Here is a 25,029-nt window from a genome sequence, read left to right on the forward strand (position 1 = left end):
CGGCCTGCACCCCGGCGCTGGGGGGTAAGCTCAAGGCACAAGATCAAACCTGTAAGCGCCATGTGTATCCCGACCCGGCCGGGGCTGCGACAGCCCGGTCCATTTACAAAAATGCCCTGTTTCCGCACACTAGAGGCCTTCGCGCGCAACATGCCGCGATGCGGTGAAAGGGCAAGGTGCACGCTATGCTGAATCGGCTGGGGTTTCGTTCCCGTCTGTTGCTGATCGTGCTGCTTGCGTTGCTGCCCCTTGGGCTGCTGGCCGGCCTTGCCGCGGCCAACGAGCGTGTCGCCTCAAGGCCGCTGGAGTTGCTGCTGGTGCTGCTTGCGCTGTGCTGGGGCGTGGCTTGCGCCTGGTGGCTGGGCGACCGCCTGATGGCCGGCGCTGCAGCGGCCGCCATTGCGGCTGTGGCCGACCACGGCACCGAACAGCAGCATGCGGAGGGTTTTGCCCTGGCGCAGGAGCAGGTGCTGGCCCTGATCGCGGGCGGTGCCAGCTTGCAGCAGTCGCTGGACGCCATCGTGCTGCTGATTGAAAAACGCTCGCCCGGCAGCCTGTGCTCCATCCTGCTGCTGGAGGGCCAGCTGCTGCGCCACGGCTCGGCTCCCAGTTTGCCGGACAGCTACAACCAGGCGATTGACGGCCTGCAGATCGGCGAAGGCGTGGGTGCCTGCGGCACGGCCGCTTACCGCAAGGAAGCGGTGGTGGTCGAAGATACGGAGCGCGATCCGCTGATGCAAAACTTTCGCGGGCTGCTGCGCACCTATGGCCTGCGCGCCTGCTGGTCCGCCCCGGTGCTGTCGGGGCTTGGCGAGGTGCTGGCGACGTTTGCGGTGTACCGCCGCAGCCCCGGCCAGCCGCAGGCCAGCGACCTGGAGTCCATCGCCACGGCAACCCGCCTGGCCCGCATTGCGCTGGAGCGCGCCCGAGCCGAAACAGAGCTGGTGGGCAGCGAGGCGCGGTTTCGCGAGCTTGCGGAAAACGTCCAGGACGTGTTCTACAACTGGGACGGCAAGACAGGCCGCATCGCCTACGTCAGCCCGCACTACGAGAAGATATGGGGGCGCAGCTGCGAGAGCCTGTATGCCGACCCGAACTCTTACATGGAGGCGGTGCTGCCGGAGGACCGCTACATACTGGCGCATGCCGATGAGCTCACCCGGGCGGGCGGGGTGTCCGATGTGGAGTACCGCATTGTTTCCGCCGACGGCCAGATCCGCTGGATACGCGACAACGGCTGCGGGGTGCTGGATGCGGCCGGGGAACTGGTGCGCGTGGTGGGCACGGCGCGCGACATCACTGACCGCAAGCTGGCCGACCTGAGGCTGGCCAGCACCAACCGGGCGCTGGAGATGCTCAGCCGTTCCTGCATGGCCATCAACCGCATTGACGACGAGACCGGCCTGCTGGCGGAAATCTGCCGCGTGGCAGTGGAGGTCGGCAACTACCGCATGGCCTGGGTCGGTTATGCGCAGGATGACGAGTCGCGCAGCATTGTGCCCATGGCCCATGCAGGTGTGGAGGATGGCTACCTGGCCACGATACGGCTGAGCTGGCGTGAGGACCAGACGATTGGCCAGGGCCCGGCCGGGCGGGCCGTGCGCAGCGGAAAACCCGCGCAAAGCGGCGATATCAGCCGAAGCGGCGAGCAGTTTCACTGGCAGGAAGAAGCCTTGCAGCGTGGCTACCGCAATGCCTTGTGCCTGCCGCTGCATGACGGGCAACGCAGCTTCGGCGTGTTGTGCCTGTACTCCGATGAGATGCTGCAATTCCTCGACGACGAGGTCGGCCTGCTGCAGGAGCTGGCCGACAACCTGGCGTTTGGCATAGGCAGCCTGCGCGCGCGGCTGGAGCGCAGCCGCAGCCAGGAGGCCACGCGGCAGGCCGCCCTCAAGGTTCATGAGCAGGCCTCGCTGCTGGACCGGGCACAGGACGCGATCATGCTGCGCAACCTTGACAGCACGCTGCGCTACTGGAACAAGGGCGCCGAGCGTATGTACGGCTGGACCGCCGAAGAGGTGCTGGGCCGGACCATGGAGGACCTGATGTACCGGCGCCCGCAGGTGCTGGCCACGGCCATGCGCCAGACCCTGGCCGGCAACGGCGACTGGACCGGCGAGCTGGAGGAGGTCGCGCGTGATGGTTCCGTGGTGTGGCTGGAGGCGCGCTGGACGGTGGTACGCGACGAGCAGGGCCAGGTCAATGGCGTGCTGTGCATCAACACCGACATCCGCGAGCGCAAACGCGCGCGGGAAGAAATCCTGAAGCTCAATGCCGGCCTGGAAGAGCGTGTGCAGCGGCGCACGGCGCAGCTGGAGTTTGCGAACAAGCAACTGGAGGCGTTTTCCTATTCGGTCTCCCATGACCTGCGCACGCCGCTGAGCACCATAGACGGTTTCAGCAATCTGCTCGAAAAAAGCCTGCGCAAGGCCATCACCGGCCCGCATGCCGAACGCAGCCAGCATTACCTCACGCGCATACGTGCCGGAGTGAACCAGATGGGCGACCTGATCGACGCCATGCTGTCCCTGGCGCAAATATCGCGCGCGCCGCTGCAGTGGGAGCCGGCGGACCTGAGCGCCATGGCCACGGCCCTGCTGGGCGGCTACCAGGAACGAGAGCCTGGCAGGCAGGTCCGTGTGCAGGTTGAACCGGGCCTGGTCGTGCAAGGGGACCCGCGCCTGCTCAAGCAGGTGCTGGGCAACCTGCTGGGCAACGCCTGGAAGTTCAGCGCCGGCACGGAGCACACCGAAATCGCCTTTGGCCATGAGATCAACGCCGCCGGGGAGACGATTTATTTTGTGCGGGACAACGGCGCGGGATTTGACATGGCTTATGCGGAAAAGCTCTTTGATGCCTTCCAGCGCCTGCACTCACCGTCCGAATTTCCCGGGACCGGCATTGGCCTGACGACGGTGCAACGCATCATCCTGCGCCACGGCGGCAGGGTCTGGGGCGAGTCCGCCCTGGGCAAGGGAGCCACCTTTTACTTCACGCTGGGTGCGGTGAAGTTTTAGATGCCATAAACAGGTTCCTGGAAAAACCTCTACAGGCCGTGTGCCTGCAGCGTTTCGCGCAGCACCTGGGCTTTTTCCGCATCAAACTTGCCTTCGACCCGGGCAAGCACTTCGCCGCGGCGGTTGACCACCACGGCATAACCCTGGTCTGTGCCATTCAGGCCGGCGGAGCGCACGAAGTCGGTGCGATTTGTGAAAATCGGCACCATTTTGGCGCGCTCGGTATCGGCAGGGTAATGCTGCAACAAGCGGTCTTCCACCGCAATGCGGCCGGTCGGTGTGCCCGGGTCATTCATGACCGGCATGCGCATCCAGGCGATGCTCCCATCCTTGTTCAGGTTCAGGCCTTCGATCCAGCTTTCTGCCTGGGCCCGCTGGCCGCGCCCGAAAGTGATCAGCGCAAGGGTCCGGTCGGCCGGCAGGCCACCCGGTACGGTCACGGGCTGTCGCGTCAGGGTTTGTGAGGTGAACGAGGGCATGTGACCCATCACGCTGGACTCATTCGGCGTGGCCACCGCGAGGGCCACGGCCAGACCTATGGCGGCCAGCCAGACAAGGACATAGGAAGAGGTGCGGATCATGTCGGTTCTCATGGTGCTCTCCAGTCGCTTAGCTATGGTGCAGACGTCTTTCAGAAAAACCCGCATGCAAGATATATGCAAGATACTCCGGCGACCCTGCACACAGCAATCAAAAAATTGGAACAATTCGTTTAATCCGTGTGGATTTCATGCCCAAAAAATCAAACGCTGTGTGAGGGGTAGAGTCCGCCGTCCTGGCTAAAGTTTCGCTCGGGGCGCGAAATAGCAGGAGGCGCGCGGTTAACGCGAGGTCTTTACCAATCGGATACGTTATGGCTCGAAGGGGGCAAAGCGCTAAGCCCCAATAGCCTACCCCATCCATATTCAGGGCAGTCGTGCCGACCGGCAGGCGTTTAAACAGTGATGTAGCTGTGAGGCCTGAACGCCGCCTGCTCGCCCTTCTGCAGGTAGCCCAGCGGATTCGCCACCACACGGCAGCCCTGGGACACATAGTCGATGGCGCAATGCAGGTGGCCGTGCATCCAGACATCGGCCAGCGGCAGCAGGTCGTCCAGCGCATTGCAAAAGCCGGCCGTGCCCGGCGTCAGGCCGTAGCGGGGGTCGGCGCTCAGCAGGCTGGGCGCAAAGTGCGTGATGACCACGGTCGTGCCGTCAAACGGCACGGCCAGCGCCTGGCGCAACCAGGCCTGGCTTTTCAGGCCCTCTTCACGCATCTCTTCGGCAAGCATGGGCTCGCCATTGCGGAAGGCGTGGTTTGTCTTGAGATAGTAGTTCGCCGCGCGGAAGGCCTTGTCGCGCGCCTTGAGCTGCTCGGCCAGCGGAACAGGGTGTTTGCCCGTGGGGTCCGCCGCCAGTGCATCAAAGTCGGCCCACAAGGTGCAGCCGACAAAACGCACACCCTGCAACACCACCACTTCACGTTCCAGCCAGACCATGCCCAGCCGTTCGCAGGTCTCGCGCAGGCGGGTGTGCGTCTCGTCAAAATCCAGGCCGTCGTACTCGTGGTTGCCAGGCAGGAAAAACACCGGCGTGGGCCAGCCCGCGCCGCCTTGCGACACCGGCAGGGGCGAAAAGCGCCCAAGCCCGAAGTCGGGAATGTTCAGGCTGCCCAGCAGGGAGCCGCTTTGGTAGGAGCCCACATCGCCGGCCAGCACCAGCAGGTCGGCGCCTGGGACGGGCTGCACGCTGAAGTACGGATGGGATTCAAGGTGGAGGTCGGAGATAAGCTGGATGTTCACCCTGTGATTGTGCGATAAAGAAGGCTCACACGATTTGAATGCAAGCAGAAAGAGAACGCTGCCATGAAACCGCGCATCACCCTCATCACACTTGGTGTCGATAACCTGGAACAGTCGCTGGCCTTTTACCGCAACGGCCTGGGACTGGCTACGCCGGGCATCATCGGCGAGGAGTTTGAGAACGGCGCCGTGGTTTTTATCGAGCTTCAGCCTGGCCTCAAGCTTGCGCTCTGGCCGCGCGCCAGCCTGGCGCACGATACGGGGCTGGTGCCAGCGGAGCGCGGGCGCAGCGCGGCGGATTTTGCGCTGGCCCACAACGTGAACTCGCAGCAGGAAGTCGATGTGGTGATGGCGCAGGCCAGCCGCGCCGGTGCCACCATCGTCAGGGCGGCGCAGCACAAAAACTGGGGCGGCTACGCCGGTTATTTCCAGGACCCGGACGGGCATTTGTGGGAAGTGGCCTGGAACCCGCAGTTTGTCATTCCGGACTGAAAAAAGCGCCTTTTTTTGAAGCGAATAGTGGCTGTGGCCGGCTGAGCATGAGTGCAGTCAGCTATTAAAATAGGAGCATTAAGCGCGCTGCAGGCAGGCGCGACCCCAGGCTATCGGCGTGCGCAGCCTCACGCCAAAGACCGCGCCTTGCCGGCGCAGGCCTAGAAGTTGTACTTGAGGCCCAGGTAAACCGCGTTGATGTTCGCGTCGCTTTCGCCGGCAACTCGCTGGTAGCGGGTAAAGCCGATGCGCCCGCTGAGGCTGCCGGAGAGCGTGGTTTCGTAGCCTATCCCGAACAGCGCGCCACTGCCTGATATCGAACCGCTGTCCGTGGTGACAACGCCCGTACCCGTTGCCGTGTCGCGCGACGAACCTTTGACCTTGAACTGGGTCACGCCCGCCTTGAGGAACAGGCCGGAGACGCCCTGGGTGAATTTGTACACGCCACTCAACTCCAGGCCGCTGATTTTCATATTGGACTGGACGGTGCCAAATGCATCGGTCTCGCTCATGGAAAAACTGCCGGAAGAAAGGTAACCCAGCTCCACGGCCCAGTTGGGGGTGAACTGGTAGCCGCCAAAGAGACGGACAGCGCTGGTGTTGTTCTTCAGGTCATAACGGCCGTTGAAACCGCCTGGAGGCGAGTCCATCGGGACCTTCAGGTTGAGGTAGTTGCCGTCCAGGCCGAGATAAAACGGTGCGGGCGCAGCCGTTTGCGCAAATGCCGGCGATGCTGCGAGCAGTGCCGTGGCGATCAGAATCCTTTTCATGGTTTTATCCTTGAAGAATTGAACGTCGGATTTGCACGCAGCCCCTGGCTTGCCGGAATGCGGTTGAAAGCCTCCAGGTTGCGGCTAAGCGGTATTAAAAAGCGCAGCATTGAAAACGTAAAGACTGCAGCCGGCGTTTTGTTGTGCTTTTGCGACTGCCTGGTGTGACATCGCGAGTGACATCGCGAATGCAGGCGCCCTCCAGAAAGTACCCCATCGGCCCTGCCGCGCCGGCCTCAGGCCAGCGGCGCGCGCAGCCGCACGGTAAATGTCGCGCCTTGCCCTGGCTGGCTGCTTACCGCTATCGTTCCCTGGTGCAGGTCGACACATTCCTTGACGATGTTCAGGCCTATGCCGGTGCCCGAAATGTTGCCGACGTTGGTGCCGCGGTGAAATCGGCCGAATAGGTGCGGCAGGTCGGCCTCGGGAATGCCAATGCCCTGGTCGCTGATGCGCAACTGCAGGTCGTCGCCCACGCCGGCGACCGCAAACTGCACCGGGGTGTCGGGGTCCGAATACTTGAGCGCATTGTTCAGCAGGTTGACGACCACGTGCCGCAGCAACTGCTGGTCCGCCATGCGCGGCGCGTCCAGCCCGTCGCAGGTCACGGAGATGCGCGCGGCCTGGCGGTTGCCGTGTTCGAGTTCGGCCATCATCTGCACCAGCCAGTCGGGCACCAGCAGCGGCGCGGCGTCGAACCTGAAGGTGCCCAGCTCCAGCCGGCTGGTCAGCAGGACCTGCTCGACCATGCCGCTCATGCGCGCCACGGCGGTCTTGATCTGCTCCAGCAGCTCTCGGCGCTCCTCCGCCGGAAAGCTGCTGCCGTAGGCGTCAAGCAGATCCACCGAGGACAGGATGGCTGCCAGCGGCGTGCGGAACTCATGCGAGGCCACGGCCACAAAGCGTGACTTGAGCTCCGACAGTTCGCGCTCATGCGTCAGGGCCTTGAGCATGTCCTGCTCCGCCTGGCGCTTGAGCGTGACATCACTCAGGAAATTGAGCGTGGCCGGCGCGCCCTGCCATTCGAACATCACCCCGCTGATTTCCAGCCAGCGCGTCGGGCTGGCGCCATGCTGGACGCGGAACTGGTAGCGCTCCGGAACCGGTTCGCCGTTCAGGCGCCGCCTGTGGTTATCCAGCACCATGCTGTGGTCGTCCGGATGTATGAACTCGATGAACGGTTTTGACCTGGCGGTTTCCTCGTCGACGTCGGTGAACTCCAGTGCCTTGGGGTTGGCGTACAGGATGCGGCCATTGGCCGTGACGAGGATGCCCTCGCTGACGTTTTCAACCACTGCCCGGTATTTGGCCTCCGAGTCCGTGCGCCTGTCGATCTCCACGCGCAACTGCTTGGACGTGTCCACCTGCCAGGTGATGTTGCTGGCCAGGTGAATGATGCGCAGCAGTTGCCCCGACGGCCCGTGCATGGGCAGGGCACGCTGGCTGAGGCGCGCAATATCGCCGTTGGGCCGCTTGACCCGGTAGTCCTCCGTACGCGCTGTCGCACTGGTCTGCAGTGAGCGCACACGCTCGCGTTCACCGGCGTCAACCTGAGCCAGCCACTGCCAGGGGTCGCCCGCCATCGATGCCGCGGACAGGCCCCAAAACCGCTCAAAAGCCGGGTTGGTATAGCTGATGCGCTGGCTTTGCGGGTCCCAGGACCAGAGCATGACGTCGATATTGGCCGCAATCTGCCGCAGCAGCGCTTCGCCCGGCAGTGCCGCCGCCTGCGCCGGCGCAGAAGGTGCGGAGGAGGGTTGTGACATGGCGCCAAGCATAGCGGTTTCAGGGGGCGACTAAGCCGTTGCGCAGAACCCGGCCATGTCACGCGCCGTCCTTGCTCATGCAGGGTTTGCATGGGTTTTGGCGGATATTAGGTTTGAAATACTAGGGAAAACCCTTAATCTTTAGTCATCGCAACTTTTACCCGCCCGTGTGGCGACTTTTATATGAACAGCCTGTTTGCCCAAATCGTCCGTTTGATGCCTTTCGCCCCCGCGACAGGCGCCAGCGATGGCCAAGGCGTGGCCCAAAACCTGATGGAACGCGCCGAAGCCCGCGCCGGCCGCAACCCGCAGCAGGCGCAGGAACTGCGCAGCGCGGCTTGCGCCTATCTCAGCGTTGTGCGCTGAGCGTTTGTTTGCTATTAATAAGATAGCTGGTGGCGCTCATGCTGCGCCGGCCACAGCCTCTATTTATCTGAAAATCAGGCGGTAAATGCCTTTTCAGCTGCCCGGTTGACCGCCTGCCTGAGCCACATATGGGCGCTTTGCTGCTCGGAGCGGCGGTGCCAGAGGGCATCGACATGCACTGGCGACACACTGAAGGGCAAGGGCCGGAACTCCAGCTGCTCGGCGATGCCGGTCACGCTGACGAAGTGCCGCGGCAGCACGGTCAGCAGGTTGGAGTTGGCGACCACCCGGCCGGCGGTGAAAAACTGGTTGACGGTGAGCACCACATGCCGTTTGCGTCCCAGCGAAGCCAGCGATTCGTCGATAAACCCGTAAGGCCGTCCCGAAAAACTCACCAGCATGTGGCGCGCGGCGCAATAGCGGTTGAGCGTGAGCGGGCCGCTGGCCAGCGGATGGTCCCTGCGCATGACACAGACGTATTCGCCGTCATACAGCCGCTGGAACAAAAACGGCATGGGCTCGCCGCTTTGGGCGCGGGCCGTCAGGTCGGCCAGTACCGAGGGGAAGTAGCCTATCGCCAGGTCGCAGCTTTCTTCATCCAGCAGGCGCCGCGGATCGCGTGTGGTCAGCGGAACTACGCGTATCGACACGCCCGGCGCTTCGTGCTCCAGTGTTTCGGCCAGGCCGGGGATGAGTTTGGCGGCCGTTGCATCGGCCATGGCCAGCACAAAGGTGGTGCTGGCCTCGGCGGGTACAAACGCGTTGGGCACCAGCGATTCCTGCAACTGCCGCAGCGCCTCGCGTACGGCCGGCCAGATGGCGACGGCGCGCGGTGTGGGGGCCATGCCCTGGCCGCTGCGCTGCACCAGCTCGTCGCCCAGCGTTTCGCGCAGGCGGCGCAAGGCATTGCTGACGGCCGGCTGCGTCAGCGACAGGTTGCGCGCCGCCCGCGTCAGGCTGCGCTCGGCCATCACCTCGTCAAAAACGCGGAGCAGGTTCAGGTCCAGTGTGCGGAAGTTGGGCTGGTTCATGATTTTCCCGTTAAAGCTCCTTGATTATCACTAGTATGAATAACCTGAATCATGAAGATAAACTTGAATAACATCAGTAGTAACCCTAACATACCTGTACCCGCTGAGTTTGTTCTGACGGGTACTGACTACCAAGGGGAACCATCATGACCAGCTTCGTCCAAATCAAGTATTCCAATCAGCACCCAGGCGTCGCACGTGTTGAGTCGGCTATCGAGGCCGCACAACAGCTGCGTCATGGGTTTTCCGGCACGCGCGGCCTGGCCACGCTGCTGCTTTCCGCCATTGCCGCCGCCGTCATGGTGGTGGCCTACCAGGTGATGGACAGCGTCACCGAAGGCCATCTGCTGGTGATGTGGATTGCGGTCTGGGCCGTGGCCTTTGCCGTGCTGGCATCGTTTGCAGGTACCGCGCGCAATGTCGCCGTACGCATGAAAGCCGGCCTTGACAGTTGGTCCCGTGCGCTGGCAGAAGCACGCGCCGACCAGCGTCTGTGGGCCATGGCCAAGTCGGACCCGCGCGTGATGGCCGATCTGCAGGTCGCGCAAAGCCGTAGCGAGTACGAGCAAGCCGAGGCCGTGCCCGCCGTAGTGCGCAAGGTCCAGGCCGGTGGCTCGATGCTGCGTGCCTACCAGCGCAATTACATCTAAGCGTGATTCGCTGATGGCCGGTGCCGCGCCTTTGGGTTGCAGCATCAGGCCATAAAAAAAGCCACCTTTTCAGGTGGCTTTTTTGCGTCCTGACCGGGCACTGTTGTTCACAGCGCCTGGACGGAGAGGCCCATCAGGCGGCCAGGCGTTTTTCGATGGCGGCCTTGGTGTCGGTCAGGGCCTTGGGCAGGTGGTGCTCAAGCTGCTTGAACAGTTCGGCATGCAACTCCAGCTCCTGGAGCCAGGCGGCCTTGTCGATGCTGGTGACCGTCTTGAACTGCTCGGCGCTGAAGTCCAGGCCGGTCCAGTTGAGTTCTTCGTAGGACGGGCTGACGCCGAACACGTTCTCGGCACCCTTGGCGCTGCCTTCGAGGCGGTCGATCATCCACTTGAGCACGCGCATGTTCTCGCCGTAGCCGGGCCAGACAAACTTGCCGTCCTCGCCCTTGCGGAACCAGTTGGTGGTGTAGATTTTTGGCAGTTTTGCGCCGGTTGCCGCAAGCTTGTCGCCCATGTCCAGCCAGTGCTGGAAGTAGTCGCTCATGTTGTAGCCGGTGAACGGCAGCATGGCAAACGGGTCGCGGCGCACGATGCCGGCCTGGCCGGTTGCGGCAGCTGTGGTTTCCGAGCCCATGGTCGCGGCCATGTAGACACCCTCGACCCAGTTGCGGGCTTCGGTGACCAGCGGCACGGTGGTGGAGCGGCGGCCGCCGAAGATGAAGGCGTCAATCACCACGCCCTTTGGATCGTCCCAGGCGCTGTCGAGGGCCGGGTTGTTGATGGCGGCGACGGTAAAACGTGCGTTCGGGTGGGCAGCCTTGGCGCCGGTTTCCCTGGCGATCTGCGGTGTCCAGTCCTTGCCTTGCCAGTCGATCAGGTGCGATGGCACAGGGCCGTCTTTTTCCATGCCTTCCCACCAGACGTCGCCGTCATCGGTCAGGCCGACGTTCGTGAAAATCACGTTTTTGTCGAGGCTGGCCATGCAGTTCGGGTTGGTGTGGAAATTGGTGCCGGGGGCCACGCCGAAGTAACCTGCCTCGGGGTTGATGGCGCGCAGCGAGCCGTCGGCCTGTGGTTTGATCCAGGCGATGTCGTCGCCGATGGTGGTGACTTTCCAGCCGTCAAAACCGGCGGGTGGCACCAGCATGGAGAAGTTGGTCTTGCCGCAAGCCGACGGGAAGGCCGCTGCGACGTGGTATTTTTTGCCCTGGGGGTTCGTCACACCGAGGATCAGCATGTGTTCGGCCAGCCAGCCTTCATCGCGGCCCATGTTGGAGGCGATGCGCAGTGCAAAGCACTTCTTGCCCAGCAGCGCATTGCCGCCGTAGCCGGAGCCGAAAGACCAGATCTCGCGCGTTTCGGGGTAGTGCACGATGTACTTGGTCTTGTTGCAAGGCCACTTCACGTCCTTTTCGCCTGCGGCCAGCGGTGCGCCCACGGTGTGCACGCAAGGCACGAACTCGCCGTCCACGCCCAGCACGTCAAACACCGGCTTGCCCATGCGCGTCATGATCTTCATGTTGACGGCAACGTAGGGGCTGTCGGACAGCTCAATGCCGATGTGTGCAATCGGTGAGCCCAGCGGGCCCATGCTGAACGGCACCACATACATGGTGCGGCCGCGCATGCAGCCGTCAAACAGCGGTGCCAGCGTGGCGCGCATCTCGGCCGGGGCCATCCAGTTGTTGGTCGGGCCGGCGTCTTCCTTTTTGGCCGAGCAGATGTAGGTGCGGTCTTCCACGCGGGCCACGTCGGTGGGGTCGCTGCAGGCCAGGAAGCTGTTGGGGCGCTTGGTTTCGTTGAGTTTTTTGAAGGTGCCGGCGTCCACCAGTTGCTGGCACAGGCGCTGGTACTCGGCATCGCTGCCATCGCACCAGTAGACCTGGTCGGGTTTGCAGATGGCCACCATGTCGGCCACCCAGGCGATCAGTTTTGCGTTCTTGACGTAGCTGGGCGTATTCAGGTTGAGCCCTTGCATTGCGGGATGGTTCATCGAAAACTCCAAAGTTAAAAACGTTATTTCGGCAAGCGTCTGGGGAGTGGTGGCACGGGCTGCAGCGTTGGGCGGCAGCCCTGGTCTCAGGCGTTTGTCGAAATGGCGCTTGACCCTGCCAGGCCGGCTCCGTTGGGCCTGGGCGCGGGAAAAACACGGTATCAAAAGCACTGATCGGCGGGTGAGGCTGCAGCCGTGGCAAGCGCTGCAGCGTAAAGGCAAAAAGCAGGAGGTGCCGTGCTTTTTGTGTTTCAGGCGCTGACCAGAAAATTCATTTTAAGAACTTCGGCCGCCTGTTATCTGACAGTTTTGGGTAAAAGATATGCAAAACCTGCATGAGGTTATGCATGTTTTATGTGCCTGAGGCTGGGGCTGTGCAGACGTTAAAAAGCCCGCAAGGCGCGGGCTGTTTTTGGTGTTTGCGGGTCTTTGGGCTCCCGCAGATCCGGCGCGCCAATGCGCCGGAAGGTGGCGACTTCAGGCCATGAAAACGGCAATAAAGGCCAGCAGGAACATCAGTACGCCACCGACGACGGGCAGGATGACAGGCGCGGCAAATGCAATGGATTCAACAGCGTCCGGCTCGTGTGCGGCGGGGTTGGCGTGGGTGGTCTGGTCTGCGGGTTTGGACATGGGGATTCCTGAAACTTTGGAAAAACTCCTTCTATTTTACATTTTCGGGGCGCGGGGCAGGAATCCCGTGCGCGCACGGGCAAAAGGGCCTGCCGAACATGATTAGACTGGGCAGCTTGAATGGAGCTCCTGCATGAACACCCTGGTCAAATTGATTACCTTGTGCGCCTCGGCGCTGGCCTTTGCCGGGCTGGCGGGTTGTGCCGCGACCGGCCCCAACAGCCCTTCCGCCAAACCCGTGCTTTATCCAAACGCCACGCTGAACCGCGTGGGTGCCGCGCAGGGCCAGGCAGAAGCCAGTGCCTGCATGTCCCGGGCCGTCGCTACCGGCCTCACGCCGGACGAAAAGACCAATGAAGTCGGCCGGCGTGCCGGGGAGGGCGCGGCAACAGCCGGGGTGGCGTCTGCGGTGGGCGCGCTCCTCACGGGCCGGGGCAGCGATGTGTTGCGCTCGGGCGCCATAGGCGCCGCCGTCGGTGGCTCGGCGGGTGCGGTGTCTGGGGCATTCCACAATGACCGGCCAAACACCACTTATCGCCACTTCGTTCAGCGCTGCCTGAGTGAAAGAGGTTTTGAAGTGATAGGCTGGAACTAGATGTTGGCCCCCACGTTCGTTCACTTCGTGTAACTCTCTGCCCCCGAGGGTGCGCTGCGCCTGCGGCCCGGCGGAGGCGGTTCCGCGGTCCCTGCTTGCGAAGGCATCCCTTCGGCTGCGTCACCTTCCGGTTTTTAGTGCTGCTCTGAAGCCTCAAACCCCGCAGCATTCAGCACGGCCAGCACCTGTTCAATATGTGATCGCCCGCGCGTCTGAATCACCAGCTCGATTTCCACGTTCTGCGCCGACAGCATGGTGAACGCACGCTGGTGATGCACCTCGTCAATATTGGCGCCGGCGTCGGCCACGGTCGCGGTGATCTTGGCCAGTGAGCCGGGCACGTCGCGCACGCTGACCCTGATGCGGGCCAGCCGGCCGGCACGCACCATGCCGCGCTCAATGATGGCGGCCAGCAGCATCGGGTCGATATTGCCACCGCACAGCACCAGCCCGACTTTTTTCCCGGCAAAACGCGCCGGGTACTTGAGCAGCGCCGCCAGGCCCGCCGCGCCTGCGCCTTCGACCAGTGTTTTTTCAATCTCCAGCAGCATCACCATGGCCTGCTCTATGTCGCCTTCCTCAACCAGCACCATGTCATCCACCAGCCGGGCGATGATCTCGCGTGTAATCTCGCCGGGTGTTCCCACAGCAATGCCCTCGGCAATCGTGCTGCTGCCTTGCGGGTGATGCGTGCCCTTGATGGCATTGACCATGGCCGGAAAGCGTGAGGTCTGCACGCCAATGATTTCAATGCCGGGGGTGATAGCTTTGGCTGCCGTAGCCATGCCTGCGATCAGGCCGCCGCCGCCCACCGCGACCACCAGCGTGTCGAGCTCCGGCAGGGCGTGCAGCATCTCCAGCCCGACGGTGCCCTGGCCTGCAATGATGGCTTCGTCATCGTAGGGGTGTACAAACACCAGGCCCTGTTCTTCCGCGAGCAGCAGCGCGTGGGCCCGGGATTCTTCCAGGCTGTCGCCGTGCAGCACCACCTCGGCGCCAAAGCCACGTGTGCGTTCGATCTTTACACCGGGCGTGAAACGCGGCATCACGATCACGGCGCGTACACCCAGGCGTTGCGCGTGGTAAGCCACGCCCTGGGCGTGATTGCCGGCGCTCATGGCGATCACGCCGCGCCGCCGCTCGGCGTCTGAAAGCTGCGCCAGCTTGTTGCAGGCGCCACGCTCCTTGAAGGAGGCGGTGTACTGCAGGTTTTCAAACTTCAGGAAAACCTGCGCGCCGGTAATTTGTGACAGTGTGCGCGACTCTACACAGGGCGTATCCAGCAGGTGGCCCTGCAGGCGCAAGGCGGCGTTTTCGATATCGGTCAGGGTGAGCATAAAAGTCCTTTGTAACCGACGGGTCACTTGCGCTGTGGGGCCGGTTGCCGCTGATTTGATGGATTATGGGACGCAGCAAGGCGGTGTGTGGCGAATTCCACACGTTCGTTGCCCGGACGCGTCTTCCATGATGCGCGAAGCTGCGTTATGGTGAGGTCTTGTCGGAGGGAGTTCGGCAAAGTTCTTTACAAACCGGGAGTTTGTTAATGAGCAAACGTTCCATGAGCGAGCAGCAATGGCTGCTGTCCCCCGGCCTGAAGCAGGCGCCGGTGCTGGACCTGATGTGCTCACACTTCGTGCTGACGCTGGCCGCGCGCCAGGGCGCCAAATTCAATGTGCGGCGTGACCTCAACAGCCTGCTGTCGCTCTCCGGCCGGCACCTGGTCTGGCCGCTCCCCGCCATTCAGCGCCTGCGCGAGTTCCTGGGGCGCCGCTGCAAGGACAACGAGTTCTGGCTTGGCCATGAAACCCTGAGCGACGCCGAATTCCTCGTGCGCCACGGCACCTGGCGCGGTCCCTATGAAGAGGGCACGCTCTTTTTCTACCTCGATGAGCATGCCAAGGACCAGCCCAAGGATTTGCTGTCCGTGCTGGCGGCCACGGGTGAATGGCTGACGCAGGCACTCAAAAAGCAGTCCACGCTGGTCGAAAAAAACATCGATGCACTGGCCAACCTGCTATTGCTCAATCGGGCAGAGCGTGCACTGTTGCTCTACGGAACGCTGGCACGTTACCAGCGCGACCTGCGCTCGCTGCTGGTCGAGTTCAAGGTCAACAATGCGCCCGAGGCCTATGCGGCGATTGCCGACGTGGCGGGTGTCAAGGCGCACGAGGTGGCCGAAGCCTTGCGGGCCGGGTCGCGGCTTGAGCGCATAGGCATGGTAGAGAACCTGATCTCCGAACACAACATCACCGACCTGGCGGACCTGATGAAGGTCAGTGAAAAACTGCCGCCAGTGCTGATGCGCGAGTACCGCGACCAGAATGAGCTGATGGCCGTGTTCACGCGGCCCGCAGTGCCCAGCAGCCTGGAGCTCGCGGATTTTGCTTTTGTCCAGGAAGATGCAGACGTGCTGGTATCGCTGCTGCGCAATGCAGTGGCCGGCAAGGAGCAGGGCGTGAACGTGCTGCTTTACGGGCCGCCCGGCACCGGCAAGACGGAGCTCGCCAAGGTTGTGGCGCACGCCGCCGGGCTGGATTTGTTTGAAGTCGAATACGCCGACCGCGACGGCAATTCGCTGAGCGGGCGCGACCGTTACCGCTCCCTGCAGATCGCGCAGGTTTTCCTGAAGGGCAGCACGCATTCGGCGCTGCTGTTTGACGAGGTGGAAGACGTCTTTCCGCCTATCTCGAACGAGGCCGCGCAACTGATGGCGCGCTCGGAACAGTTGCCTTCGCCCGTGAACGGCTCCGTCAATGGCAAGGCCTGGGTCAACCAGATACTGGAATCCAACACGGTGCCCACGCTCTGGGTCACCAATCGCATCGAGCAGATCGACCCGGCTTTTCGCAGGCGGTTTGCCTACCACCTGGAGTTACGCTCACCGCCGCCCGGTGCGCGTGAAGTGGTGGTGCGCAAGACGCTGGAAGGCGTGCAGGTCAATGATGCCTTTGTCGCCAAACTCACGGCGCGCAAGGGGCTGACGCCGGCGCAGATACGCACGGCGGTGCGCTTTGCGCGCCTGGCCAGCGCGCCCGAGGAAAAAATGGATGCCGAGGTGGACGCTGCAGGCATGCAGGCAGTTTTGGCAGGCGGCCGGCCGGCGCTGATGGAGTCGCTGATAGAGCGGCAGCTTAAAAATGCCGATGTGGCATTGGGCAACAAGGAGCAGGCGATAGGCCGGCGCAGTGTGACGACTTACGACCTGGCCATGCTCAATGTCGAATCGCGTTTCGAGGTGCCGCGCATTGTCGAGGCGCTCAAGAGCCGCGGCCACGGCAGCCTGTGTTTTTACGGCGCACCCGGCACCGGGAAAACCGCCCTGGGTGAGCACATCGCCAGGGCGCTGGACCAGCCGCTCATCATCAAGCAGGCCAGCGACCTGATGAGCAAATATGTAGGCGAGACCGAGCAGAACATGGCTGCCATGTTCAGGGAGGCAGAGACCGAAAAGGCGGTGCTGCTGCTGGACGAGGCCGACAGCTTTTTGCAGGACAGGCGCGGCGCGCAGCGCACTTATGAAGTTACCGAAGTCAACGAGATGTTGCAGGGCATGGAGCGCTACAACGGCATCTTCATCTGCACCACCAACCTGCTGGAGAGCCTGGACCAGGCGGCACTGCGGCGTTTTACCTTCAAGATCAAGTTCAAGCCGCTGACGGCAACGCAGCGTGAAACGATGTTTGTGACAGAAGCATTGGCCGGTGATGCTGCGCTATTGACAGCAGACCTGCGAGCCCGGCTGGCGCGACTGGCCCAAATCTGTCCAGGCGACTTCGCAGCCGTTAAGCGCCAGACCGACATCCTCGCGGCGACATTCACGCCCGATGAGTTCATGAGCCAGCTTGAAGCCGAGCACCGCATCAAGCCCGAAGTGCGCGAGGCGCGCAGTATGGGGTTCATGCACTGAGTGCCTGCGCGCCGGTGCCTCCTTCAGTCCATTGAAGTCGCCGGCCCTGGCTGTGGCGCAGTCCACCGGCCGTTGGTTGTGCGCAGTGCCTGGCGGATGTTGCTCACGCCGCGCGTCAGCAAGGCCGAGACTGTCTTGATCCTGCTTGAGGTCAGCCGGCTGTTGATGGCCGCCACACTCAATGCGGCGAAGGGGCGCCCCATGGAATCCGAAAAATGCATGCCGATGGCGCTAACCCCGGGCGTCACGCGATTGCGGATCAGCGCATAACCCTGGCGGTTGGCATCATGAATGGAGCTTTGCAGGAAGTCGCGTGGCAGGCCCCAGACGCCGGCTATCTGGGCATCAACCGTGTCAAGAACGGCTTGCTGCTCAGGGGTGGGCAGGGCCGCGAGAATCGCCAGGCCGCCCGCGCCTACGCCCAGGGGCCGGCGGCTGCCAACCTGCAGGGTCATCACCCGGATCGGTGAGGGGCCTTCCTGCCGGTCTATGCATACCGCTTCGTCGCCGCTGCGAATCACCAGGTACGCCGTGTCGCCCGCTTCCAGCGCCAGGCGCTCCAGCACAGGACGGCAGAGTCCGCGGATATCGAACTGCTGTGCCGCGGAGAGCCCCAGCTCAAAAGTCAGTGACCCCAAGGTGTAGCGCTTTTCGGATTCGAGTTGCCGGACCATGCGCTCCTCAATGAGCTGGTGCAGCAGCCGGTGCACGGTCGGATGGGGCAGGCCAACGTACTTGGCAATGTCGGTCAGGGCTGCGCCCCGGCTGCCGGCCGTGGCCAGGTAGCGCATCACTGAAAAGGCCCGCCTGAGCGTGCCTTTCATTTCTCCGGCTGCTTCTTTCATCATGTCACCTTGTTTATCAAATGGACAAATAAAAACTGCACAGGATCTTTGTGAAGTCACTGCTATTAGACCGTCGCTTTGCGTGGACGCTTGCTCGTCCTGTGCAATTTGATGTCCATTGAATGGACAAATGTAGATGAACCGCAGGTGGCAACCGCATCATTGGCCGCTGCTGCATCCGGTGCAGGAAAAAGCGTCGGGTGGCCCACACAAAACCTGTAGGAAATCAAAGAATGAAACTCGCCAGTCTTCAAAGCGGCGGCCGGGATGGCCGCCTGGTCGTAGTAAACCGTGAACTCAGCCAGGCGGTGGCGGTTCCGGAGATCGCACATACCTTGCAACAGGCGATGGACCAGTGGAGCCTGGCCGAGCCCCGCCTGCAGGATGTCTATCGGAAGTTGCAGGCCGGTCAGTGCGGCGATGCCTTTGCGCTCAAGGTGGAGGACCTGGCCAGCCCGTTTCCGCGCGGCTACCAGTTCCTGGACGGATCGGTCTACCTGCACCACATGGAAAAAGCCCGCAAGGCGCGCGGTGCCGCGATGCCGAACAACTACAAGACCGAACCCCTGATGTACCAGGGCCTGTCGGATCGTTACTGCGGCCCCAGGGAGCCGATGCGCCTGCCGGGTGAAGAGTTTGATGCCGACTATGAAGCCGAAGTGGCGGTGGTGCTGGATGACGTCCCCATGGGCACGAACGCTGAGCAGGCGCGCAAGCACATCAAGCTGGTGATGCTGCTCAATGACTACACCCTGCGTGCCTTGACCAAAACCGAGTTGCCCAAGGGCTTTGGTTTTATGCAGGCCAAGCCGACCAGCAGCTTCTCGCCGGTTGCCGTGACGCCAGACGAGCTGGGTGAGGCTTGGGATGGTTTCAAGCTGAGCTTGCCCCTGATTTCAGAAGTCAATGGCCGGCGCATGGGGCAGCCGAATGCAGGTGTGGACATGTTTTTTACCTACCCCGACCTGATTGCGCATGCGGCGCGCACGCGTAGCCTGGGCGCCGGAACCATCATCGGGGCTGGTTCGGTGTCCAACCAGGATGAGCGTTCGGGTTTCGGCTGCATTGCCGAAGCCCGCATTCATGAGGAACTGGCATATGGCAAGGCGCAGACGCCGTTTTTCCGTTTTGGCGATGTGGTCCGCATCGAGATGTTTGATGCCAGGGGGCAGTCGATTTTTGGCGCCATTGAACAAAGCATAGAAGCGGCCTGAACACCATGCTGGTTGAACAAAGAACCTACACCACGCAGCCAGGAAAGTGGCGCGACTACCTGGCCCTTTATGAGGCTGAAGGGCTGGCGGTGCAATGCCGGATCCTGGGCCGCATGGTGGGTTATTACACCGTCGAATTCGGGACACTCAACCAGATCGTGCATCTTTGGGCCTATACGGATCTGGCCGAGCGGGAGCAACGCCGCACGCAACTTCTGGCAAATCCCCAGTGGCAGGCGTATGTGCGCCGGATGCTCCCCTTGCTGGTCAGCCAGGAGTCGAAAATCCTCAAGCCCACGACCTTCTTCAAGCCGCAGTGGCAGAACCCCTGCGCAGTCGACGAGACACCTGTTTCGCAGTAGCGAAATCCATTCAAGCTGTTTAAAAAAAAGGAGACCCATCATGTTGTGCAAAAAACTGCATCACGCAGCATTCCGCTGCAAGGATGCGCGCGAGACCGTGAATTTTTATACCGAAGTGCTGGGGCTGAAGTTTTCCCACGCCATGGGCGAGGACCATGTGCCGTCCACCGGCAAGTACAGCCCCCACGTGCACATCTTCCTGGAAATGGACGATGGCAGCGCCATCGCCTTTTTTGAATGTCCCAAGGACCCCGGCAACATGAAGGACCTGGAGTCGCCGGACTGGATCCAGCATTTTGCATTCGAGGTGGAAAACGTAGATGCCGTGCTGCAGGCCAAGGCCGACCTTGAATCCAAAGGCGTCAAGGTGGTTGGCCCCACTAATCATGACGACTTCATCCTGTCCATCTACTTTTTCGATCCGTCGGGCCACCGGCTGGAGCTGACCGCAAGAACCTGCCCGCCGCAGCGCCTGCGGGATTTTGAAGAGGAGGCACCCGAGGTGCTGGCGTTGTGGGAGCAGACGCATGACTGGTCGCAGCGCGACAAGCTGTACGGCTCGCAATCGGGTTATGCCCGTGAAAAGCAGGCTTGAGCCACGGTAGTGCGGCGCGCCTCGTGTTTGTGCGGGCCTGCAGTCAAAACGAAATCAAATGAAAGCAGAGCAATGGATTCAGTGAGCAAGAAAGTTGAAACCCCGGTGCTGATCGTCGGCGCCGGGCCTGTGGGTCTGGGTCTGGCCCTGGAGTTGTCGTGGCGCGGTATCCCGTGCATGTTGCTGGAGCAGCGTGACGGCACGATCAAGACACCAAAACTCGGCGCCATCGGTCTGCGCACCATGGAAATCTGCCGCCGTTGGGGCATCGCAGAACGCATCCGGCAAACGCCGTTTCGCCGCGACTATGGTTTGAACATGGTGTTCTGTACCAACATCGCCGGCCATTTCCTGGCGCGCCATCCCTATCCCAGCCTGGAAGAGGATGCCGCACCGGCAGAGAGCCCGGAGAAGAAGTGGCGCTGCCCACAACTCTGGTTTGACCCGCTGCTGTCCCAATGTGTCAAGGAATACGACAGCGTGGACCTGCGTTACCGCACCCGCGTGGACAGTTTTCGCCAGGAAGGCGACAGGGTCATCACGGAAATTACCGATCTGGAAACCGGCAGGCAGGAAACTGTCATCGCGCAATACATGGTGGGGTGTGACGGTGCCGGAAGCACGGTGCGCAACCAGCTGGACATCGGGATGGAAGGCACTCCAACGCTGGATCATTCCGCGGCCATATTTTTCCGGTCTTCCGCCTTGCTGGCCAGTCATGACAAGGGTGAGGCTGAGCGTTATCTCTTTTTCGGGCCAAAGGGCTTCTGGGGCAATATCAGTGCCATGGACGGGCGGGAGCTCTGGCGCCTGACGGTGGTCAGCAATGCCGAGCAGGTCGAGCAGGTTTGCCGCGACGCGGATCAATGGGTTCGCCGCGGCATAGGTCGCGACGATGTACCTTTTGAAGTGCTGTCCGCCCTGCCGTGGCGTCGCAGCCAGCTGACGGCCAAACGTTATGGCGAAGGGCGGGTGTTCCTCGCCGGCGACTCGGCTCACACCATGTCGCCGACCGGCGGCTTTGGCATGAACACCGGCATGGGCGACGCCGTTGACCTGGGCTGGAAGCTCGAAGCCATGCTCAAGGGCTGGGGCGGGCCGGCCTTGTTGGACAGCTACTCGGCCGAGCGCCTGCCGATCGGGGTGCGCAACGTCAATGCTTCCGCGCACAACTATTTCGCATTGAAGTCCGTCAAGGACTGTGCGGTGATTGAAGAGTCTTCTGCACAAGGCGAAGCCCTGCGCAGCGAGGTTGGTGACGCGATCGCACTGGCAACCCATACCGAATGGGAAACGCTGGGTATACACCTGGGTTACCGCTATGAAAATTCACCCATCTGCGTGCCCGATGGCAGCACTGCCGATGCGGACAGCCCGCGGTTTTATGTGCCGACCACAAGGCCGGGGCATCGCGCACCGCACGCCTGGCTCGCCGACGGACGTTCGACGCTGGACCTGTTTGGCCGTGGTTTTGTGTTGCTGAGGCTGGGCGCCACCCCGCCGGACACCAGTGCTTTTTCTGCCGCCGCCAGTGCCTGTGGCATGCCATTGACGGTGGTGGATATTTCCTCTCCCGCCATCGCCGGGCTGTATGAGCGGGCGCTGGTGCTGGTGCGTCCTGATGGGCATTGCGCCTGGCGCGGCGATGCCATGCCGGAGAACCCGCAGCAAATCATCGACACCGTGCGAGGCGTAGCCCCCGCTGGCCACAAGGCTGGTTGACGCCTGACATTGACACCTCATCCGGAGACTCAGCATGTACCGTCAGAATCAATTTTCCCGTGCCCTGTTGGCCTTGTTCCTGGTATGCACTGCGGGCCTGGGCGGCGCGCTGGCCCAGGACTATCCGAACAAGCCGATTCGCCTGATCGTGCCTTTTCCCGCAGGGGGAAGCACGGACATCGTGGGCCGGCTGGTGGCCCATCACCTTGGAGAGCGCCTCGGGCAGTCCGTCATTGTCGACAACCGGGGCGGTGCCGGCGGCCTCATCGGTGCCTCGGCAGCGGCGCAGGCGCCGGCAGATGGCTACACCCTGTTCATGGGCACAGCGGAGATTTTCGGCATAGCCGAACACATGACGGCCAAGCTGCCGTTCAATGCCGCCACCGACTTCAGCCCGGTAGCCCTTGTTACCAAGATACCTTCGGTGTTTGTGGTCAATTCCCGCGTGCCGGCGAAAGACATGAAGGGCCTGATCGCCCTCGCCAAAGCCCGGCCCGGCGCCTTGCATTTTGGCTCTCCGGGAAGCGGAACCAATGTGCACCTGGTCGGGGAGCTGTTGAAGTCCCGCTTTGACCTGGACATCGTGCACGTGCCCTATAAAGGAGGCAGCCCGGCCATCATTGATTTGCTGGGGGGACAGATCGAGATCATGCCGGCAGCCGTTGCCGGGATTGCACCTCGCATCAAGGACGGCCAGGTCCGGGCCCTGGCGGTCACCAGCGAGAAGCGCTCGCCCCTGTTGCCTGAAGTGCCCACCATGGCGGAGGCTGGAATTCCGGACTTTGTGGTCGGTGGCTGGTTCGGCATCCTGGTTCGTTCCGGCACGCCGCCGGCCATCATCCAGCGCCTGGAGAAGGAACTGACCGCCATCGGCAACAGCCCGGCGTTCAGGAGCGGTGTCATTGCGGTCGGCGGTGAGGGCGCCATGCTGACCGGCAGGGAGTTTTCGGATTTCATCGCAAGCGAAACCCAGCGCTGGCGCAGCGTTGTCAAGAGCGCCAATATCAAACCGGCGCCCTGATACCCTGGCGCCTTGGCTCGATCTGAATCAGGCGTTTCGTTTCTCCAACCTACAAATAAGCACTAAGGATATAGAAATCCATTCGTTCCCATTTATGTGATCGCTTCCTAAACTGGCCCTCCGCTGCGCGCTTCGACCTCTCGATGCATCCGGCGGTTGAATCAAGGAGTGTGAACGATGGGAACAAGGGATTTTGATACACAAGCGCTGTCCAGCGCTGCCGGATCAGTGCGACATGATGTCGATGTGCTGGTGATTGGCGGCGGGCCGGCCGGCGCCTGGGCTGCGATCAGTGCGGCTGCGACAGGCGCAAAAGTTTTGCTGGCCGACAAGGGCTACTGCGGTACATCGGGCGCCACCGCGCCCTCGGGCACCGGCCTGTGGCACGTCTCGCCGGTCGGTGATGCGCGTGAAACCGCCAAGGCCAGCCGATTCGCCATGGGCGGGCAATTGGCCGAGCATGCGTGGATGGACCGTGTGCTGGCGCAGACCTGGGCCAACGTCGACAAACTTACCGAATGGGGCTACCCCTTCCCGGTGGATGCCGACGGGCAACTGCGCCGTACCTCGCTGCAAGGACCTGAATACATGCGGCTGATGCGCAAGCAGGTCAAAGCTGCAGGCGCGCGCATCATTGACCACAGCCCGGCGCTTGAGCTGCTGGTGGATGAGCACGGCGTGGTGTGTGGTGCTACTGGCGTCAATCGCCAGAGCGGCGACACCTGGGTTGCACGCGCCGGTGCGGTGGTGATCGCCACGGGGGGCTGCGCTTTTTTAAGCCGGGCGCTGGGCTGCAATGTGTTGACCGGTGACGGCCATCTGATGGCGGCCGAGGTGGGTGCGGAGCTGTCGGGCATGGAGTTTTCCAATGCCTATGGCCTGGGCCCGGCGTTCTCGTCGGTCACCAAATCGCTGTTTTACAACTGGGCGACCTTTTATTACAAGGATGGCTCGCCGATTGAAGGCGCGGGTTCGTCACGCGGCCGCAGCGTGATTGCCCAGACCCTGCAAACCCAGCCGGTGTTTGCCTGCCTGGACCGTGCCGACGACGACATCAAGGCCTGGATGCGTACGGCCCAGCCCAACTTCTTTGTTTCGTTTGACCGCCAGGGCATCAACCCCTTCACGCAGCACTTCCCGGTGACCCTGAGGCTGGAAGGCACGGTGCGAGGCACGGGTGGGTTGCATGTGGTGAGCGAGGACTGCGGCACTTCTGTGCCGGGCCTTTATGCTGCCGGCGACGCGGCCACACGCGAGCTGATCTGCGGCGGTTTTACCGGCGGCGGCAGCCACAACGCGGCCTGGGCGCTGTCGTCGGGTTTCTGGGCCGGTGCGGGCGCGGCGGAGTTTGGCCGCAGCGTGCGCAGCAACACAGCACGCCTTGCCTTGCGTGCCGGCGGCGTCACTTTGCAAGGCCGGGGCAGCCATGCGCCCGACAGCGCCGAAGTGATACGCGCCGTGCAGGCCGAGGTGTTTCCGTACGAGCGCAATTGGTACAGACGCGGCGATGTACTGGAAGATTCCCTGCAGCGGCTTGACGCTCTGTGGGCGCGCCTGCGCAGTGGTGCACCCGCGGCCAATGCGCAGGAGGCCGTGCGTGCGCGCGAAGCCGCCGCCATGCTGGCGACCTCGCGCTGGATGTACCGCAGCGCTTTGCAGCGCACTGAAACGCGCGGCATGCACCGCCGCAAGGAGCATGCCGCGATTGACCCGGCGCAGCAGCACCGGCTGGTCAGCGGCGGGCTGGATGAGGTCTGGGTACGCAGGCACGGCGTCAACGCTGCACCGTCTGTGCATGCAAACCCGGTGGAGGCCACTGCATGATTGAAATCGTCAGCGCCGAACGCTGCACCGCCTGCAACATCTGCGTGCACGCCTGCCCGACCAATGTGTTTGACATGGTGCCGGGCAAGCCGCCTGTGATTGCGCGCCAGGCCGATTGCCAGACTTGTTTCATGTGCGAGCTGTACTGCCCGGAAGACGCGCTTTACGTCGCGCCTATTGCCGACCATGCCGCCGTGGTCGATGAACACGCGGACGGCACGCAGGCCCTGATGGGCAGCTACCGCAGCGCCATAGGCTGGGGCAAAGGCCGCAAGCCCACGGCCGGCGCAGATGCCAGTTACGAACTTTTAAAACGAGCCCACTAATTCCATTTCTAAATCATCCGTGCACTTTGTCGGCTTCGCTAGCCGTACGTCTGTACTGTCGTCGCTTCGCCTTCGCGTTCACGAATGATGTAGAAAAGTAATAAACATTTCACTACTCTC

The 25,029-nt window shown here is 62.5% G+C and carries 22 protein-coding genes; 13 read left to right on the forward strand and 9 right to left on the reverse strand.

The annotated features are described in order from the left end of the window. The first annotated feature begins 185 nt into the window (after nt 1-185). Nucleotides 186-3,017, forward strand: coding sequence for a PAS domain S-box protein (locus ACFQND_RS11680; protein ID WP_371438506.1), 2,832 nt, complete (start codon nt 186-188; stop codon nt 3,015-3,017). A 29-nt stretch (nt 3,018-3,046) separates the two neighbouring features. Here the strand turns inward: ACFQND_RS11680 and ACFQND_RS11685 are convergent, their stop codons facing one another. Both ACFQND_RS11685 and ACFQND_RS11690 read right to left on the reverse strand, forming a co-directional pair. Continuing rightward, a complete protein-coding gene (locus ACFQND_RS11685) occupies nt 3,047-3,610 on the reverse strand; it encodes a hypothetical protein (protein WP_371438505.1) in 564 nt (187 codons plus the stop codon). Nucleotides 3,611-3,951: 341 nt separating this feature from the next. Continuing rightward, nucleotides 3,952-4,797 (reverse strand): metallophosphoesterase, encoded by an 846-nt coding sequence (locus tag ACFQND_RS11690; RefSeq protein WP_371438504.1) that lies wholly within the window; start codon nt 4,795-4,797, stop codon nt 3,952-3,954. Between the two features lie 63 nt (nt 4,798-4,860). Between ACFQND_RS11690 and ACFQND_RS11695 the strand changes: the two genes are divergently transcribed. Next, nucleotides 4,861-5,289 carry a VOC family protein gene (locus ACFQND_RS11695; RefSeq protein WP_371438503.1) on the forward strand — a complete coding sequence of 143 codons (429 nt, stop codon included), beginning with the start codon at nt 4,861-4,863 and terminating at the stop codon, nt 5,287-5,289. 161 nt (nt 5,290-5,450) lie between these two features. On the opposite strand, the gene ACFQND_RS11700 is transcribed toward ACFQND_RS11695, so the two are convergent. Together ACFQND_RS11700 and ACFQND_RS11705 are read right to left on the reverse strand one after the other, a co-directional pair. Then, complete coding sequence (locus tag ACFQND_RS11700) at nt 5,451-6,059, reverse strand: outer membrane beta-barrel protein (protein WP_371438502.1); 609 nt, start codon at nt 6,057-6,059, stop codon at nt 5,451-5,453. A gap of 236 nt (nt 6,060-6,295) precedes the next feature. After that, entirely contained in the window at nt 6,296-7,825 is a 1,530-nt protein-coding gene (locus tag ACFQND_RS11705) for a sensor histidine kinase (RefSeq protein WP_371438501.1), read from the reverse strand. A gap of 183 nt (nt 7,826-8,008) precedes the next feature. Here ACFQND_RS11705 and ACFQND_RS11710 point away from each other — a divergent pair, with 183 nt between their 5' ends. Then, a complete protein-coding gene (locus tag ACFQND_RS11710) occupies nt 8,009-8,191 on the forward strand; it encodes a hypothetical protein (protein ID WP_377413505.1) in 183 nt (60 codons plus the stop codon). Nucleotides 8,192-8,265: 74 nt separating this feature from the next. Here the strand turns inward: ACFQND_RS11710 and ACFQND_RS11715 are convergent, their stop codons facing one another. Beyond that, nucleotides 8,266-9,222, reverse strand: coding sequence for a LysR family transcriptional regulator (locus ACFQND_RS11715; protein WP_371438499.1), 957 nt, complete (start codon nt 9,220-9,222; stop codon nt 8,266-8,268). 146 nt (nt 9,223-9,368) lie between these two features. Between ACFQND_RS11715 and ACFQND_RS11720 the strand changes: the two genes are divergently transcribed. After that, nucleotides 9,369-9,872: a hypothetical protein gene (locus tag ACFQND_RS11720; RefSeq protein WP_371438498.1), complete on the forward strand. Its 504-nt coding sequence runs from the start codon at nt 9,369-9,371 to the stop codon at nt 9,870-9,872. 133 nt (nt 9,873-10,005) lie between these two features. On the opposite strand, the gene ACFQND_RS11725 is transcribed toward ACFQND_RS11720, so the two are convergent. Both ACFQND_RS11725 and ACFQND_RS11730 read right to left on the reverse strand, forming a co-directional pair. Continuing rightward, entirely contained in the window at nt 10,006-11,865 is a 1,860-nt protein-coding gene (locus ACFQND_RS11725; RefSeq protein ID WP_371438497.1) for a phosphoenolpyruvate carboxykinase (GTP), read from the reverse strand. 477 nt (nt 11,866-12,342) lie between these two features. After that, a complete protein-coding gene (locus tag ACFQND_RS11730) occupies nt 12,343-12,498 on the reverse strand; it encodes a hypothetical protein (protein WP_371438496.1) in 156 nt (51 codons plus the stop codon). A gap of 133 nt (nt 12,499-12,631) precedes the next feature. Between ACFQND_RS11730 and ACFQND_RS11735 the strand changes: the two genes are divergently transcribed. Next, complete coding sequence (locus ACFQND_RS11735) at nt 12,632-13,093, forward strand: glycine zipper family protein (protein ID WP_371438495.1); 462 nt, start codon at nt 12,632-12,634, stop codon at nt 13,091-13,093. 134 nt (nt 13,094-13,227) lie between these two features. On the opposite strand, the gene ACFQND_RS11740 is transcribed toward ACFQND_RS11735, so the two are convergent. Further along, nucleotides 13,228-14,430 (reverse strand): threonine ammonia-lyase, encoded by a 1,203-nt coding sequence (locus ACFQND_RS11740; RefSeq protein WP_371438494.1) that lies wholly within the window; start codon nt 14,428-14,430, stop codon nt 13,228-13,230. Nucleotides 14,431-14,636: 206 nt separating this feature from the next. Between ACFQND_RS11740 and ACFQND_RS11745 the strand changes: the two genes are divergently transcribed. Continuing rightward, complete coding sequence (locus tag ACFQND_RS11745) at nt 14,637-17,000, forward strand: ATP-binding protein (protein ID WP_371438493.1); 2,364 nt, start codon at nt 14,637-14,639, stop codon at nt 16,998-17,000. A 23-nt stretch (nt 17,001-17,023) separates the two neighbouring features. On the opposite strand, the gene ACFQND_RS11750 is transcribed toward ACFQND_RS11745, so the two are convergent. Next, the gene (locus ACFQND_RS11750) at nt 17,024-17,845 is read right to left on the reverse strand and encodes an IclR family transcriptional regulator (RefSeq protein ID WP_371438492.1); all 822 of its coding nucleotides are present in this window, start codon (nt 17,843-17,845) and stop codon (nt 17,024-17,026) included. A 233-nt stretch (nt 17,846-18,078) separates the two neighbouring features. Here ACFQND_RS11750 and ACFQND_RS11755 point away from each other — a divergent pair, with 233 nt between their 5' ends. The 7 genes from ACFQND_RS11755 (at nt 18,079) to ACFQND_RS11785 (ending at nt 24,909) form a co-directional block, all read left to right on the forward strand. Continuing rightward, entirely contained in the window at nt 18,079-19,059 is a 981-nt protein-coding gene (locus ACFQND_RS11755) for a fumarylacetoacetate hydrolase family protein (RefSeq protein WP_371438491.1), read from the forward strand. Nucleotides 19,060-19,064: 5 nt separating this feature from the next. Then, nucleotides 19,065-19,421: an NIPSNAP family protein gene (locus ACFQND_RS11760; protein WP_371438490.1), complete on the forward strand. Its 357-nt coding sequence runs from the start codon at nt 19,065-19,067 to the stop codon at nt 19,419-19,421. A 40-nt stretch (nt 19,422-19,461) separates the two neighbouring features. After that, nucleotides 19,462-20,016: a VOC family protein gene (locus ACFQND_RS11765; RefSeq protein ID WP_371438489.1), complete on the forward strand. Its 555-nt coding sequence runs from the start codon at nt 19,462-19,464 to the stop codon at nt 20,014-20,016. An 81-nt stretch (nt 20,017-20,097) separates the two neighbouring features. Continuing rightward, nucleotides 20,098-21,738, forward strand: a complete 1,641-nt coding sequence (locus tag ACFQND_RS11770) for an FAD-dependent oxidoreductase (RefSeq protein WP_449301351.1) — start codon at nt 20,098-20,100, stop codon at nt 21,736-21,738. 34 nt (nt 21,739-21,772) lie between these two features. Next, nucleotides 21,773-22,759, forward strand: a complete 987-nt coding sequence (locus ACFQND_RS11775) for a Bug family tripartite tricarboxylate transporter substrate binding protein (RefSeq protein WP_371438487.1) — start codon at nt 21,773-21,775, stop codon at nt 22,757-22,759. A gap of 177 nt (nt 22,760-22,936) precedes the next feature. Further along, nucleotides 22,937-24,583 (forward strand): FAD-binding protein, encoded by a 1,647-nt coding sequence (locus ACFQND_RS11780; RefSeq protein WP_371438486.1) that lies wholly within the window; start codon nt 22,937-22,939, stop codon nt 24,581-24,583. After that, a complete protein-coding gene (locus ACFQND_RS11785; protein WP_371438485.1) occupies nt 24,580-24,909 on the forward strand; it encodes a 4Fe-4S dicluster domain-containing protein in 330 nt (109 codons plus the stop codon). Before ACFQND_RS11780 ends, ACFQND_RS11785 begins: the two co-directional genes overlap by 4 nt. Nucleotides 24,910-25,029 lie beyond the last annotated feature (120 nt).

Source organism: Polaromonas aquatica, assembly GCF_042659145.1.
In the GTDB taxonomy this organism is placed as follows: Bacteria; Pseudomonadota; Gammaproteobacteria; order Burkholderiales; family Burkholderiaceae_C; genus Polaromonas; species Polaromonas aquatica.

Bases quoted from the DNA above. Each gene is read 5' to 3' on its own strand.
- ACFQND_RS11680 (WP_371438506.1), top strand. From the start codon at position 186: ATGCTGAATCGGCTGGGGTTTCGTTCCCGTCTGTTGCTGATCGTGCTG.
- ACFQND_RS11685 (WP_371438505.1), bottom strand. From the start codon at position 3,610: ATGAGAACCGACATGATCCGCACCTCTTCCTATGTCCTTGTCTGGCTG.
- ACFQND_RS11695 (WP_371438503.1), top strand. From the start codon at position 4,861: ATGAAACCGCGCATCACCCTCATCACACTTGGTGTCGATAACCTGGAA.
- ACFQND_RS11700 (WP_371438502.1), bottom strand. From the start codon at position 6,059: ATGAAAAGGATTCTGATCGCCACGGCACTGCTCGCAGCATCGCCGGCA.
- ACFQND_RS11705 (WP_371438501.1), bottom strand. From the start codon at position 7,825: ATGTCACAACCCTCCTCCGCACCTTCTGCGCCGGCGCAGGCGGCGGCA.
- ACFQND_RS11710 (WP_377413505.1), top strand. From the start codon at position 8,009: ATGAACAGCCTGTTTGCCCAAATCGTCCGTTTGATGCCTTTCGCCCCC.
- ACFQND_RS11715 (WP_371438499.1), bottom strand. From the start codon at position 9,222: ATGAACCAGCCCAACTTCCGCACACTGGACCTGAACCTGCTCCGCGTT.
- ACFQND_RS11720 (WP_371438498.1), top strand. From the start codon at position 9,369: ATGACCAGCTTCGTCCAAATCAAGTATTCCAATCAGCACCCAGGCGTC.
- ACFQND_RS11725 (WP_371438497.1), bottom strand. From the start codon at position 11,865: ATGAACCATCCCGCAATGCAAGGGCTCAACCTGAATACGCCCAGCTAC.
- ACFQND_RS11730 (WP_371438496.1), bottom strand. From the start codon at position 12,498: ATGTCCAAACCCGCAGACCAGACCACCCACGCCAACCCCGCCGCACAC.
- ACFQND_RS11735 (WP_371438495.1), top strand. From the start codon at position 12,632: ATGAACACCCTGGTCAAATTGATTACCTTGTGCGCCTCGGCGCTGGCC.
- ACFQND_RS11740 (WP_371438494.1), bottom strand. From the start codon at position 14,430: ATGCTCACCCTGACCGATATCGAAAACGCCGCCTTGCGCCTGCAGGGC.
- ACFQND_RS11745 (WP_371438493.1), top strand. From the start codon at position 14,637: ATGAGCAAACGTTCCATGAGCGAGCAGCAATGGCTGCTGTCCCCCGGC.
- ACFQND_RS11750 (WP_371438492.1), bottom strand. From the start codon at position 17,845: ATGAAAGAAGCAGCCGGAGAAATGAAAGGCACGCTCAGGCGGGCCTTT.
- ACFQND_RS11755 (WP_371438491.1), top strand. From the start codon at position 18,079: ATGAAACTCGCCAGTCTTCAAAGCGGCGGCCGGGATGGCCGCCTGGTC.
- ACFQND_RS11760 (WP_371438490.1), top strand. From the start codon at position 19,065: ATGCTGGTTGAACAAAGAACCTACACCACGCAGCCAGGAAAGTGGCGC.
- ACFQND_RS11765 (WP_371438489.1), top strand. From the start codon at position 19,462: ATGTTGTGCAAAAAACTGCATCACGCAGCATTCCGCTGCAAGGATGCG.
- ACFQND_RS11775 (WP_371438487.1), top strand. From the start codon at position 21,773: ATGTACCGTCAGAATCAATTTTCCCGTGCCCTGTTGGCCTTGTTCCTG.
- ACFQND_RS11780 (WP_371438486.1), top strand. From the start codon at position 22,937: ATGGGAACAAGGGATTTTGATACACAAGCGCTGTCCAGCGCTGCCGGA.
- ACFQND_RS11785 (WP_371438485.1), top strand. From the start codon at position 24,580: ATGATTGAAATCGTCAGCGCCGAACGCTGCACCGCCTGCAACATCTGC.